The 12,846-nt window shown below is 42.3% G+C and carries 11 protein-coding genes and 1 CRISPR repeat array; of the genes, 2 read left to right on the top strand and 9 right to left on the bottom strand.

The features are described from left to right. Position 1: 1 nt before the first annotated feature. Positions 2-754: direct repeats of the CRISPR family, unit length 27 nt; unit sequence CTGTGTTGTTTCGAATGGTTCCAAAAC. A gap of 47 nt (positions 755-801) precedes the next feature. The 6 genes from HMPREF2655_RS04345 to pbp1b all read right to left on the bottom strand — a co-directional run bounded on the left by HMPREF2655_RS04345 (position 802) and on the right by pbp1b (position 7,496). Then, positions 802-1,482, bottom strand: a complete 681-nt coding sequence (locus HMPREF2655_RS04345) for a rhomboid family intramembrane serine protease (protein WP_000658474.1) — start codon at positions 1,480-1,482, stop codon at positions 802-804. Then, positions 1,466-2,005: a 5-formyltetrahydrofolate cyclo-ligase gene (locus tag HMPREF2655_RS04340; protein WP_000642759.1), complete on the bottom strand. Its 540-nt coding sequence runs from the start codon at positions 2,003-2,005 to the stop codon at positions 1,466-1,468. Before HMPREF2655_RS04340 ends, HMPREF2655_RS04345 begins: the two co-directional genes overlap by 17 nt. A gap of 11 nt (positions 2,006-2,016) precedes the next feature. Beyond that, the gene (locus tag HMPREF2655_RS04335) at positions 2,017-3,147 is read right to left on the bottom strand and encodes an N-acetyldiaminopimelate deacetylase (RefSeq protein ID WP_000885105.1); all 1,131 of its coding nucleotides are present in this window, start codon (positions 3,145-3,147) and stop codon (positions 2,017-2,019) included. Between the two features lie 69 nt (positions 3,148-3,216). Continuing rightward, positions 3,217-3,915, bottom strand: coding sequence for a 2,3,4,5-tetrahydropyridine-2,6-dicarboxylate N-acetyltransferase (gene dapD / locus HMPREF2655_RS04330; protein ID WP_000127464.1), 699 nt, complete (start codon positions 3,913-3,915; stop codon positions 3,217-3,219). An 84-nt stretch (positions 3,916-3,999) separates the two neighbouring features. Next, positions 4,000-4,911 (bottom strand): DMT family transporter, encoded by a 912-nt coding sequence (locus HMPREF2655_RS04325; protein ID WP_002880545.1) that lies wholly within the window; start codon positions 4,909-4,911, stop codon positions 4,000-4,002. A gap of 77 nt (positions 4,912-4,988) precedes the next feature. Beyond that, positions 4,989-7,496 carry a penicillin-binding protein PBP1B gene (pbp1b, locus tag HMPREF2655_RS04320; protein ID WP_070837794.1) on the bottom strand — a complete coding sequence of 836 codons (2,508 nt, stop codon included), beginning with the start codon at positions 7,494-7,496 and terminating at the stop codon, positions 4,989-4,991. A gap of 140 nt (positions 7,497-7,636) precedes the next feature. Between pbp1b and tyrS the strand changes: the two genes are divergently transcribed. Then, positions 7,637-8,893 carry a tyrosine--tRNA ligase gene (gene tyrS / locus HMPREF2655_RS04315; protein WP_070837792.1) on the top strand — a complete coding sequence of 419 codons (1,257 nt, stop codon included), beginning with the start codon at positions 7,637-7,639 and terminating at the stop codon, positions 8,891-8,893. A 77-nt stretch (positions 8,894-8,970) separates the two neighbouring features. Here tyrS and HMPREF2655_RS04310 read toward each other — a convergent pair whose 3' ends face one another. Together HMPREF2655_RS04310 and HMPREF2655_RS04305 are read right to left on the bottom strand one after the other, a co-directional pair. After that, positions 8,971-11,031, bottom strand: coding sequence for a heavy metal translocating P-type ATPase (locus HMPREF2655_RS04310; RefSeq protein WP_070837789.1), 2,061 nt, complete (start codon positions 11,029-11,031; stop codon positions 8,971-8,973). A 1-nt stretch (position 11,032) separates the two neighbouring features. Continuing rightward, the gene (locus HMPREF2655_RS04305; RefSeq protein ID WP_000910910.1) at positions 11,033-11,311 is read right to left on the bottom strand and encodes a DUF6110 family protein; all 279 of its coding nucleotides are present in this window, start codon (positions 11,309-11,311) and stop codon (positions 11,033-11,035) included. A 151-nt stretch (positions 11,312-11,462) separates the two neighbouring features. Here HMPREF2655_RS04305 and HMPREF2655_RS04300 point away from each other — a divergent pair, with 151 nt between their 5' ends. Then, positions 11,463-12,311 (top strand): putative RNA methyltransferase, encoded by an 849-nt coding sequence (locus HMPREF2655_RS04300; RefSeq protein ID WP_070837786.1) that lies wholly within the window; start codon positions 11,463-11,465, stop codon positions 12,309-12,311. Between the two features lie 110 nt (positions 12,312-12,421). On the opposite strand, the gene HMPREF2655_RS10430 is transcribed toward HMPREF2655_RS04300, so the two are convergent. Further along, positions 12,422-12,628, bottom strand: coding sequence for a hypothetical protein (locus HMPREF2655_RS10430; RefSeq protein WP_009013759.1), 207 nt, complete (start codon positions 12,626-12,628; stop codon positions 12,422-12,424). Positions 12,629-12,846: the final 218 nt, after the last annotated feature.

The following is a 12,846-nucleotide window of genomic DNA, read 5'->3' as shown; positions in this document are numbered from 1 at the left end:
GCTGTGTTGTTTCGAATGGTTCCAAAACAGAACTCGACCCGAGCGAGTATGTGTATATGTTTTAGAGCTGTGTTGTTTCGAATGGTTCCAAAACCACGCATCAATCACGCGACAGTACCATATCGTTTTAGAGCTGTGTTGTTTCGAATGGTTCCAAAACGAAACCACTAGGCGGAGTACCACAATAAGGGTTTTAGAGCTGTGTTGTTTCGAATGGTTCCAAAACAAAAGAAATAGTCAATTATTTCTACATCTTGTTTTAGAGCTGTGTTGTTTCGAATGGTTCCAAAACGAGATTGGGCTGGATAGTTCGGTACTTCTTGTTTTAGAGCTGTGTTGTTTCGAATGGTTCCAAAACTTTTTGATACTTTCGCTATTACCAATGCTTGTTTTAGAGCTGTGTTGTTTCGAATGGTTCCAAAACAGTTCAGTTACCTTACCTAAAAGAGTATTAGTTTTAGAGCTGTGTTGTTTCGAATGGTTCCAAAACCACGCATCAATCACGCGACAGTACCATATCGTTTTAGAGCTGTGTTGTTTCGAATGGTTCCAAAACGATAAAGAGTCGTTCAAAGTGGAGCCTGAGGTTTTAGAGCTGTGTTGTTTCGAATGGTTCCAAAACAGGGTGTAAGCAAGTTCCCTCTCCCACCAGGTTTTAGAGCTGTGTTGTTTCGAATGGTTCCAAAACGGAGATTCAAAGTCAGTCCCTTGCGTACTTGTTTTAGAGCTGTGTTGTTTCGAATGGTTCCAATCTACATAAAAAGCTACTCATTTTTTGAGTAGCTTTTTAACTATTCCCCCCTACACATAGCTCATTCCCTTATAGCAAAGGAAAACGGCTAGAGCGATAAAAAGTACAGTTGCTCCGATTCGCTGGCTAGTACTGTACATCCTTCTCTCCCATTTGACTGGGAAGATGACTGCTAGAAAGGCACCGCCTACTGCACCTCCGATATGCCCAGCTAGGCTGATTCCTGGAATCAGAACACTTCCAATGATATTTATCACGAAAAGTGTCAGATAGGATTGCCCCAACTGCTGAATATAGGGGTTACGAGTTGCGTAACGCAGGACGATAATCGCAGCAAATAGTCCGTAAAGAGAAGTGGATGCTCCTGCTGCTAGGACTTTCGGTGTGAAGGCAAACACAAAGAGATTGCCCATCATTCCTGATAAGAGATAGAGAAAGAAGAACTGCTTGGAACCGAAAATCTCCTCCACCTGTCGTCCAAGAAAGTAGAGCGAAATCATATTGACAATGAAATGCTCCCATCCAATATGCACAAATATAGCCGAAAATAGGCGCCAAATCTGCTCAGGGAATAGGCGAATGATCGGTCCATACATGGCTCCAAACTGAAGCAAGGTATCTGCTCGTTCAAAATTTAAACCTGTAAGAACCAACATCAAGAGAAAGACCAATGCTGTTACTAGGAGGAAGAAGCTAGTCACAGGATAACGTTTATCAAAGATTTCCTTCATAGGTTAGCACCTCCTGTACGGGAATATCATGGTTTTCCGAGTTAAACTCCTGAACTTGACAAGGGTAGATTGTACTCATGGTATGCCCAGCAAAATGTTCCAGATAGCGGTCATAATATCCTCCACCATATCCAATCCGATACCCCTCTCTTGTAAAAGCCAAGCCCGGAACATGGATTAAATCAATCTGAGACGGTTCCACCACTTCCAAGTCTCCTTGCGGTTCCAGTAAACCAAAGGAAGTTTTTGCCAACTGCTTCGGATCATATACCACAAATTCCATGCGCCCCTTGGGATAGGTTTTGGGTATCAGAACCTTTTTGCCGTCCTTCAGCATCCGCTTGATCAGTTCTTGCGTTTGAAATTCATGAGGGAAGGAGAGATAGGTTGCGATGGTCTTGACTTCTTGGTAAAAAGGGTGTTGTAAGAAACGCTCAGTTAAAACTCGATCCATAGCCTGTTTTTGCTCCTGAGATAAAGCCTTCATTTCTTGCAAAATTTTCTTGCGTAGTTCTGCTTTCATAGACAATTCCTCTACTCTGCTGCCTTCTTTTTTAAGAAACTAGAGACTGCATCTACCCCAATGGCTATGGCTTCTTCCTTAGGACTCATCTGAGGATGATGAAGAGCGTAGGGACTATCGATACCTAGCCAGAACATAACACCATCTACCTTCGAAAGGAGATAACCAAAGTCCTCACCAGTCATAGCAGGCTCGATATCAATCAACTCGATTCCGTCTTTCTCTTCAAAAAAGTCCATCAGTTCACGCGCCAAGGCTGGATTGTTCTCAACAGGTAGGTAGCCTCCTTGCTTGAGTTCTACTTCGACTTCCATATCAAAGGCTGCTGCAACCCCTTCTGCGACTGTCTTGACTCTTTTTTGTACCAAGAGGCTCATGTCCTGAGTCAAGGCGCGAATGGTTCCATGTAAAAATGCTGTGTCTGTAATGACATTGTTGGTTGTTCCAGCTTGGAAAAGGCCAAAGGTCACCACCGCTCCCTCGATTGGATTGACATTGCGGCTAACAACTGACTGTACCTGTGTCACAAAGTAACTAGCAGCCACCAAGGCGTCATTGGCTTCATGCGGAAAAGCTGCATGTCCTCCTTTTCCTTTGAAACGAATCTTCACCTCACAGGTCCCTGCAAAGAGAGTGTGTGTATTGGTCGCAATCTGTCCAACCTTTAGATCTGGACGAACATGAAGGCCATAAAATTGGTCTGGCAGCCAGTCCCCAAAAGCACCATCCTCATACATGAGCATGCCACCAGCTTCATTTTCTTCAGCAGGCTGAAATAGGAAGAGCAGATTATTCTTGGGTTGCTCCTCAAGAGCACGCTCGAGACAGCCTAAGGCAATAGTCATATGAAAATCATGGCCACAAGCATGCATGCGACCTTGGTGCTGAGAAGCGAAAGGTAGACCTGTTTGTTCGACGATAGGCAGGCCATCAATATCTGTTCGCCAACCAATGGTTCGTTCCGGCTGACTTCCCTGCAGGTAGACCAAAATCCCTGTTCGCCAAGTACGAATTTGAACAAAATCCTTGCCCGTAGTCAATTTCTCAATCACATCCAGCAAATAAGCCTGAGTCTTGAATTCCTCCAAGCCAATCTCTGGAATCTGGTGTAAATCTCGTCTAGTCTGAATCAAATCTAACATCTATCGATCCTCCTTTTGATAGAAGAAAGAGGCTGGAAAAAGGGTTCCGCCTCTTTTTTACTTTTACAATTACAAGGTACGAAGCGCATCCTCAAGCGCTGTTTTTTGTTGGGTTTGGGCATCAATTTCTTTGATGATACGAGCCGGAACACCTGCTACCACCACGTTTTCTGGGACATCTTGGGTAACGATAGCTCCTGCAGCGACAACTGAACCACTGCCAATTTGCACCCCTTCGATAACAACTGCATTAGCACCGATAAGAACATTGTCTCCGACACGGACTGGTTCAGCACTAGCCGGCTCAATCACACCCGCCAAAACTGCACCTGCACCAACGTGGCTGTTTTTTCCAACGATGGCACGACCACCAAGGATAGCACCCATGTCAATCATGGTTCCAGCACCGATTTCAGCACCAATATTGATAACAGCTCCCATCATGATAACAGCATTGGCACCAATTTCAACCTGGTCACGTATAATAGCACCTGGCTCGATACGAGCGTTGATAGCACGTTTATCTAACAAAGGAACTGCAGAATTACGAGCATCTTGCTCGACAACATAATCTTGATTTTCTACCAAACCTTCGAGAAGCGGAGCGACGTCCTTCCAGTCTCCGAATAAAACATTTCCTAGTTTGACAACTGAGCTTGGTACAGCAGTTGCGAGTTGTCCTTCAAAGGTTACTTTGACACTGGTTTTCTTTTCTGCATTAGCGATAAATTGGATAATTTCTTGAGCGTTCATTTTTGTAGCAGTCATAGGTGCCTCCTGGTTCGTTATAATGATACCTATTCTACCAAAAAAGGCTTCAAATTTGAAGCCTCAACTATCAAATAATCATCTTTACTGGGCTTGTTTTGCTTCTTCTACAGATAAGAAAATCATCGGGACGATAATCAACACCATAGCTAAGGCCAAAAAACCATCCATGACCAATCCCAGAAAAAGAACACTTAATAAAGCTGAAGAGAGCGGTTCGCTAGCACTCACAACCGATACAACCAGCGGGGAAACGAGTGACACAGCCTTCATAGATAGGAAGAAAGCAAAAGCAGTTCCAAACACGGCAATCGTCAGACAAATCAGCACACTTACCAGATCCACTTGAAAACTTATCCGATAAATAGGGTAAAGGAAATTACTAAAGATCCCTGCCAGAATCATCCCCCAACCAACAGTCGGAACAAATCCGTAGCGCCGTGCAAAACGCTGGGGTAGGATAACATTAAACATGACCCCTACTGCACTAAGCAAACCGGTCACTAGAGCCAAAGGTGTCATGGATAACTGGGACAAATCCCCTTTTGTAGCCATCAAAAAAACACCGAGCATGGCAATCAAAACATAGAACACAGCTGTAATCGAAGCCTTCTTCTGGTAAATGATTCGATTGTAAAACAGGATAAAAACAGGGCTGATAAATTGCAAAATGGTCGCCGTCGTCGCATTGGAATACTCAACGCAGAGATAGAAGAAAAACTGCACAGAAAAAATACCTAGAATAGCATAGGCTAAAAAAGGTAGATAATTTTTCTTATCACGCCAGATGTCCAACAAGCGGCTACGCAACTGAAAAGCAGATAAACCTAAAACCAAACTCCCTGCCACTAGTAAACGCATAGAAGTAATCCATCCAGAAGACACTGGATAATGAGTGAAAAAATACTCTCCTAAAATCCCACAAATCCCCCAGATTAGGCCTGAGAGTAGCGAGTATACTGTCCCCTTAACAATCTTTTTCTGATAATGATTCATATTATTATTGTAACACGAAACCAACAAAGAAAAAAGTAGCAACAAGGAGAAATTACTAACCTTGCTACTACTCTTTCTTAACGATTAAATAGACGTGAACGTCCTGAAGAACCACTTTGAGTGTTTCCACTCGAACTTGAACTTCCAGAGCTACTGCTTGAACTTGAGCTTGGAGGAGTCACTGCTGGAATGCTTCCTAGAATATTCTTCCATGCGTTCAGATAATCTGCATCGCTTCCTCCAATAGCAAAGCGATAGGTGGTCACTGGGGCACCTTCTTTAGTAGCCCAGTAGCTCGTTACTGTTGATCCAGAAAGTTCGATTTCCTTACCATTGATGGAAACTTTGCCGGGCTTTTGGCCTGTAGACCGGAGAACTTGCGACTTGGTCACACTTGGATCCAGATTAAAGCGCTCATTCCCCCATATTCCAGGTTCAGCTTGCTGGATAGCATTGACCAAGTGGGCCATATAGTTGGCATTGCGGTAGTGGCCTGCTCCTTTGGCTAGTGGTCGGTTATCATCGTGACCTAACCAGCCACCCAAAGTCAAGCGAGGTGTGGAAAGCATGAGCCACATATTTTCATCTTCATTGGTCGTACCAGTTTTTCCGATCCAGTCAGCACGAGCTAGGGTTGGATTAATAGTCGTCAAGTCCGTCTGGAAACTCGAGGTAATCCGAGACGAGATAACATCCCGAAGGAGACTTTGCATAATGGTTGCTGTCGCTTTTGAATAAACTTGGACAGGCTCATCCTTGTGCTCGTATACCAATCGGCCATCCGTTGACTCGATCTTCGCGATCATATGTTTCTTATGGTAAACTCCATTGTTGGCCAGAGTTTGATACCCGTTGGTATGCTGGGCAACTGTAACGTCAATCCCCCCACCCATCGGTAAACTTTCAATCCCATATTCTGGGATTTCGTAACCCATTTTTTCCATATAGACTTTAACATCCACACCCTTCTCTCGAAGCGTACGATACGTCCAGTAGGCTGGGATATTCCATGAGTAGTTAAGAGCTTCTCCCAATGTCATCATACCTGTACCAGGACTATTGACATACATGATGGGATTCCCGTTTGAGAAGTTGGTAGGATAGTTTGACAAGATACTTGCACTTCCCATCAAACCTTGGTCAATAGCGATACCATAGGCCAATATAGGTTTTGTGGTTGAAGCTGGAGAACGCTTGGTATCGATAGCGTGATTGTTCTGATTTTCTTGATAATTACGACCACCAACAAATCCAAGGATAGCTCCCGTTTGGTTGTCCATGAGGACATTCCCCACCTCAGGCTGGCCTGTCGAATCATCTAGCAGATAGCCGTAGGTCGCAACCGCATTTTGCATCGCAGCATGAACATTTTTATTGATAGTTGTCGTAATCTTATATCCACCATTTTCAATTTCCTTAGTGGCTAGATCGCGATAGGATTTCTGAATGGACTCATTCTTTAATTCTTGCGCAGAAACATTATCTCGTTGGACGAGGTAGTCGTACATGCGGTCAGTAGCTTCTGCCAAGGTTGCATAGTAGAGATAGTCACGCGAAGTCCCGCTAACACTACCAGATGGTAGGAAGTCTTTCTTAAAGTCATAATCTTTGTACTTATCGTAGTCTTCCTGACTTAGAGCCCCTGTTCGGTACATGTTGTAGAGGACATCCTTGGCACGCTTAATCCCCAAAGCCATGTCCTCATCACTCTTCATACTACCATCAGATTCATAAGGAGAATAACTGATTGGACTCTGTGGCAATCCTGCGATAAAGGCAGCTTGAGGGACCGTTAAATCCGAAGCATTGACCCCAAAGATTCCTTCTGCAGCTTGCTGAGCACCTGCAATATTTTGACCTTTATGATTGCGACCAAAAGGAGCTATGTTAAGGTAGGTTGTCAAAATCTCATCCTTACCCATGGCCCTTTCTAAAGCAAGAGCATCAATAATCTCTTTAGCCTTACGAGCTAGAGTTGGAGCATCCCCCACCACTTGCTGCTTGATGACCTGCTGGGTCAAGGTCGAACCACCACTAGACGAGCCTAGACCGACAAAGGTTCCCAAGGTCGCACGAATAACGGCCTTAGGCACAACTCCCTTGTGCTCATTGAAATGCTCGTCCTCTGTCGCAACAATGGCTTTCTTAAGGTTGTCTGAGATAGCATCTGAAGCGACTGAAGTGCGCAATAAATCGCCCTCGATCGAGGCAATGGTACTACCGTCAGAATAAGTGATTTCTGAGATGGAGGCAATATCCTTCACTTGCTTGACCAACTCTTCTGCTTGAGGCACCTGGGCCTTGTCAAATAGAGCGACTCCATAACCCATAGCCACACCAGCGCCAAACAGTCCACCGATAAAGCCTAAGATAAAGAGAGTATTAAAGACTATTTTAAACCCACTTAAAATCTTAGCAAAAATAGACCCTGCCCTTCCAACTTTGTCAGAAGAGGTCCCCTTTTTACCGGTTTTCTTATTAGCCAGTTTTTCTGCTAGTCTTTTCTTCCATTTTGCAATTCGTTGCATTAGCTGCTGGAAAAAATGCAGCATTTTTGTTTTTAATTCATTAATTCTTTCTTTCATGAATGTCCTCGCTCTCTCTATTATACCATAAAAGGGAAACTTTCAATAAAATAGCCACTTTCTTCCCTATTCCACTAGGCTATTAATCAAGTTTGTGATACAATAGGTAGAAACAATATTTTATAAAGGAGAAAAGACACATGCACATTTTTGATGAGCTAAAAGAGCGTGGTTTGATTTTTCAAACGACTGATGAAGAAGCTTTGCGTAAAGCCCTAGAAGAAGGTCAAGTTTCTTATTATACTGGCTACGATCCAACTGCTGACAGCCTTCACCTAGGCCACCTTGTCGCAATCTTGACAAGTCGTCGTTTGCAACTAGCAGGTCACAAACCTTATGCGCTCGTTGGCGGTGCTACAGGTCTCATCGGAGATCCGTCCTTCAAAGATGCTGAGCGTAGTCTCCAAACAAAAGACACAGTAGAGGGCTGGGTCAAGTCTATCCAAGGACAACTTTCTCGTTTTCTTGACTTTGAAAATGGTGAAAATAAAGCTGTCATGGTCAACAACTACGACTGGTTTGGCAGCATCAGCTTCATTGACTTCCTCCGTGACGTCGGAAAATACTTTACTGTCAACTACATGATGAGCAAAGAGTCTGTGAAGAAACGGATTGAAACAGGGATTTCTTACACTGAGTTTGCCTACCAAATCATGCAAGGGTATGATTTCTACGTCCTTAACCAAGAGCACAACGTCACCCTACAAATCGGTGGTTCTGACCAATGGGGAAATATGACAGCTGGTACCGAATTGCTTCGTCGTAAGGCTGACAAGACTGGTCACGTTATCACTGTGCCACTCATTACAGACGCAACTGGTAAGAAATTTGGTAAATCAGAAGGAAACGCAGTCTGGCTCAATCCTGAAAAGACTTCTCCATACGAAATGTACCAATTCTGGATGAACGTCATGGATGCTGACGCTGTTCGCTTCTTGAAGATCTTTACTTTCTTGTCACTTGATGAGATTGAAGAGATCCGCAAACAGTTTGAAGCTGCGCCACACAAACGCTTGGCTCAAAAAGTCTTGGCTCGTGAAGTCGTGACACTTGTTCACGGTGAAGAAGCTTACAAGGAAGCCCTTAACATCACTGAGCAACTCTTTGCAGGAAACATCACAAATCTTTCTGTCAAAGAACTCAAGCAAGGACTCCGTGGGGTACCAAACTACCAAGTCCAAGCAGATGAAAACCACAATATCGTGGAACTTCTCGTATCTTCTGGTGTAGTCAACTCAAAACGCCAAGCCCGTGAAGATGTTCAAAACGGAGCTATCTACGTCAACGGCGACCGCATTCAAGACCTTGACTATGTCTTGAGCGATGCAGACAAGCTCGAAAACGAACTCACTGTTATCCGCCGCGGGAAGAAGAAATACTTTGTGTTGACTTACTAAATTGTTAAACATTTACCTATAAACAAAGGAGTTACCCTCGAGAAAGGTAACTCCTTTTTGCTGTGAATAGTCCCCACCTATCCCTTAATAGACAGGCTACGCAGGACTATGCGTAAGGTTGTTAGATTATGTAGGATAGAGAGGTTTGAAGGACTGAGCCAATTAAACAAGCCAAAGCCAATCAAACTACTATTTACGACAACGGTATCTTGAATATTCTTCTTGATGAGTGTTTGCAAAGATGATGATAGCAAATCCAACTCTTGGAAGAAATCCAAGCGATTATCTAACAATAAGATATCACTCATTTGCTTAGAAATATCTGCACTCTCATTCATCACCACACCGATATCTGATAGGGTTAGAGCAGCTGAGTCATTCAATCCATCCCCAACCATCAAAATAGTGTGACCTGCTCTCTGCAGTTTCTCTACTAACTCAAACTTCCCATCAGGTTTCAAGTCTGTATAGACTTGATCAAAGGGCAAATCTTTTACTAATTCCTCTGTCCTAACCAGGGTATCCCCTGTTGCCAGAATCAATTTTTTCCCTTGTGCCTTAAGTTTCTCCAAGGCTGCTTTTGCTTCTTTTCTCAAAGGAGTATGGATGCAGAACATTCCAATCAATTCATTCTGATATGCTAAGAATAAGAGATTGTAGTGGCTCTTATACTCTTCAATTAAAGCATTTTGTTCCGAACTGATATGAATCTGCTCATCCTGCATCAAGACATAATTCCCAATAACAACTGGTTGGCCATCGATATAGGACTTAATTCCCTTGCTTGCAATATATTGGAGTTTCCCATGCATTTCCTCATGTTCAATTCCCTCTATCTCAGCTTGCTTGACAATGGCATTAGCGATAGGATGATAGATGTGTTCTTCAAGACAGGCACTGATTCTGAGAATATCTTCCTCACTATAGTCCCCAAAAGGTAACACCTTTTCAACTATAGGATAACTAGTTGTGATTGTTCCCGTCTTATCAAACAAGAAAGTATCAACTTCCAGATATTTCTCCAGAACATCCCCATCCTTAATCACCATTTCACGATTCAACCCCTCCTTGATAGCTGTTAAATAAGCTACAGGAGTAGAGATTTTCAAAGCACAGGAGAAATCGACCAATAGAAAAGAAATAGCCTTAGAAAAAGAACCTGTTAATAGGTAAGTCAGACCAGCACCCAAGAAATTATATTTGACGACCTTATCCGCCATCTTGATGAAATAGCGTTGTTTAGTTTTCTTGTTTTCTTCAGATTTCTTCATCAACTCAATCAGTTGTAAAATACGGCTGTTCATCTGATTATCGGTTACACGAATACGTAGCTCTCCAGTCTCCAAGACTGTATTTGCACATATAGAATCTCCCTCTTTCTTTTCAACAGGAAAACTCTCTCCCGTCAAGGAACTTTCATTGACCATACCTAAACCTGAAACTACTTGTCCATCAAACAGAATTTCATTTCCTTGAGATAGGACCAAGACATCTCCTATTTGAACATCGGAACTCTTGATGCTAACGACCGTATCGCCCTGTACCAAGAATACATCGCTCTCTTTTGCAAGAAGACTCTGTTCTAAATCTGTTGCAGTTTTTTTCAAGGACCACTGATCTAAATGATTGCCTAAATCAAGCATAAACATGATATTGCTAGCTGTCTTGGATTGGTTCATAAACAAGGACAATAAAATCGCCGAACAGTCCAAGACTTCCATCGTTAGTTCCTTACGCGCTAGTGTTTGATAGGCTTCTCTAATATAACCCAAAGCCTGATAACAAGTCCATATATAGCGAATAGGATACGGCACAAAACTACGAAAAAGTACACGCTTAATCGCTGCACCTGAAACAATAGAATAAGCACTCTCTTCTCTACGAATGGGAAGAGTCATCAACTCAGAAACTTTCCCTTTATCAATTCTTTTTAAAAAGGCTTCTGCATTATCTAATACAGAAAAGCCTTCTTTTATGCGTAGAGTAAAGTGCTGTTGATCCATGTAAAACTGGATAGACTCAATCCCCTTTTCATCTCTCGCCAAGGAACGAAGATAGTCTTGAATATCCAAGGTGAGTGAAAAAGAAGATGATAGTCGGATATGTTGGTATCCTCTATGTAGCACTTTAAAAGACATATTATTCTCCTATAAGGCTATCTAATTGCTCTTCTTTTTTCTCTTGCTCGTACAAATATTTGGCATCTTGCAAGACATCGTCTCCATGTTGTTTCACAACAGAAACAGATGCATCTAGCCCGTCTTTCAACTTGTAAGCCTTAGCCAAAGCTTTAGAATAACCTTTTTTAGCTTCCTTACTTGCCAAGATTTTCAAACCAAGGGTACCAAATGCGACACCACCCAAAAAGAGTGATGATTTTTTCGCAACTTTTGCAACGGTTAATACTTCTTTTAACATACTTATTTCCTCCTTATCATTATTATATAGAAATTTAGATATAAAAGCAATTTTATTCTATAAATTGGAGAATTAGTTTTATTTCTACTGAATCTCCCATCTACTTATTTCTAAAGTTGCTTTCATTTGCCTCTTTTGATACACTTAAACTATGAATACAAACCTCAAACCCAAACTTCAGCGTTTTGCTTCTGTGACTGCCTTTTCCTGCCCTATCTGCCAAGAAAATCTGGCCTTGGTAGAGTCTAGCCTCAAGTGTAGCAACCGCCATTCTTTTGATCTGGCAAAATTCGGCTATGTCAACTTGGCTCCGCAAATCAAGCAATCTGCCAACTACGACAAGGAAAACTTCCAAAACCGCCAGCAAATTCTTGAAGCTGGTTTTTATCAGGCTATTTTAGAAGGTATCTCGGACTTACTAACAACTAATCCATCCGCAAAAACAGTCTTGGATATCGGTTGTGGCGAAGGTTTCTACTCTCGTAAACTCCAAGAAAGTCACTCTGACAAAACCTTTTACGCCTTTGATATTTCAAAAGATTCCGTTCAAATCGCTGCCAAGAGCGAACCAAACTGGGCGGTCAACTGGTTTGTCGGCGACCTGGCTCGTCTTCCTATAAAAGACGCCAGCATGGATATCCTGCTTGATATCTTCTCGCCTGCCAACTATGGGGAATTCCGTCGCGTTTTATCCAAAGACGGTATTTTGATCAAGGTCATCCCAACTGAAAATCACCTCAAAGAAATCCGTCAAATGGTGCAGGACCAGCTGACAAAGAAGGATTATTCCAACCAAGATATCAAAGAACATTTCCAGGAACATTTCAGCATCCAATCTAGTCAGATTGCTTCCTTAACAAAACCTATCTCGGCTGAGCAACGCCAAGCCCTGCTTGCCATGACGCCCTTACTCTTTCACGTTGACCATACCAAGATTGACTGGAGCCAACTGACAGAGATTACCATTGAAGCAGAGATTCTAGTTGGGAAAGTACGGTAAACAAATCTTTCAGATAAGACAAAAACCCGCACCTCTTCTTGAGGTGTGGGTTTAAATCGCGATTTTTCAACTGTCTATCCGAAAAGTGGAAAAAATTTTAACCTCTCCATTTATTTTCGATTCGAAATGACAAATTTATCAATGAATAATAAGTGAAATGAGGCAAGTGTAATCCCCAAATAGCACCCATGATAAGAGATTTCTTGATGGGTAAGTGGAAAAAGAGTACGATTCCCCATCGAGAGTGATGACAAAACCACAAATAGTATCCAAAATAAATCAGTCCATTTATATTTTGAAAAATATTTTTTCCACATAAAAACACCTTCTTTCTTCACCACAATGCTATTATAATACAAATTATAAGCGGATACAAGAAATACGAGGCCATCAACTACGAAGAATCATGAGACTGAAATACAGTAAAAAGCAGTATTTCTAAAACTTCAACGTATCTATGATTTATCTCTTTTTAGACCTGATTGGCTAAAATCCACATCATTCAAAAAAGCGAATTTCAATTGAAATTCGCTTT

Origin of the sequence: Streptococcus sp. HMSC066F01, from assembly GCF_001837335.1 — a bacterium.
Classification (GTDB): Bacteria; Bacillota; Bacilli; order Lactobacillales; family Streptococcaceae; genus Streptococcus; species Streptococcus oralis_S.
This window is presented reverse-complemented; position numbering and strand designations above follow the sequence as displayed.

Coding starts and splice junctions, on each gene's coding strand:
- HMPREF2655_RS04345 (WP_000658474.1), bottom strand. CDS start 1,482: ATGAAGGAAATCTTTGATAAACGTTATCCTGTGACTAGCTTCTTCCTC.
- HMPREF2655_RS04340 (WP_000642759.1), bottom strand. CDS start 2,005: ATGAAAGCAGAACTACGCAAGAAAATTTTGCAAGAAATGAAGGCTTTA.
- HMPREF2655_RS04335 (WP_000885105.1), bottom strand. CDS start 3,147: ATGTTAGATTTGATTCAGACTAGACGAGATTTACACCAGATTCCAGAG.
- dapD (WP_000127464.1), bottom strand. CDS start 3,915: ATGACTGCTACAAAAATGAACGCTCAAGAAATTATCCAATTTATCGCT.
- HMPREF2655_RS04325 (WP_002880545.1), bottom strand. CDS start 4,911: ATGAATCATTATCAGAAAAAGATTGTTAAGGGGACAGTATACTCGCTA.
- pbp1b (WP_070837794.1), bottom strand. CDS start 7,496: ATGAAAGAAAGAATTAATGAATTAAAAACAAAAATGCTGCATTTTTTC.
- tyrS (WP_070837792.1), top strand. CDS start 7,637: ATGCACATTTTTGATGAGCTAAAAGAGCGTGGTTTGATTTTTCAAACG.
- HMPREF2655_RS04310 (WP_070837789.1), bottom strand. CDS start 11,031: ATGTCTTTTAAAGTGCTACATAGAGGATACCAACATATCCGACTATCA.
- HMPREF2655_RS04305 (WP_000910910.1), bottom strand. CDS start 11,311: ATGTTAAAAGAAGTATTAACCGTTGCAAAAGTTGCGAAAAAATCATCA.
- HMPREF2655_RS04300 (WP_070837786.1), top strand. CDS start 11,463: ATGAATACAAACCTCAAACCCAAACTTCAGCGTTTTGCTTCTGTGACT.
- HMPREF2655_RS10430 (WP_009013759.1), bottom strand. CDS start 12,628: ATGTGGAAAAAATATTTTTCAAAATATAAATGGACTGATTTATTTTGG.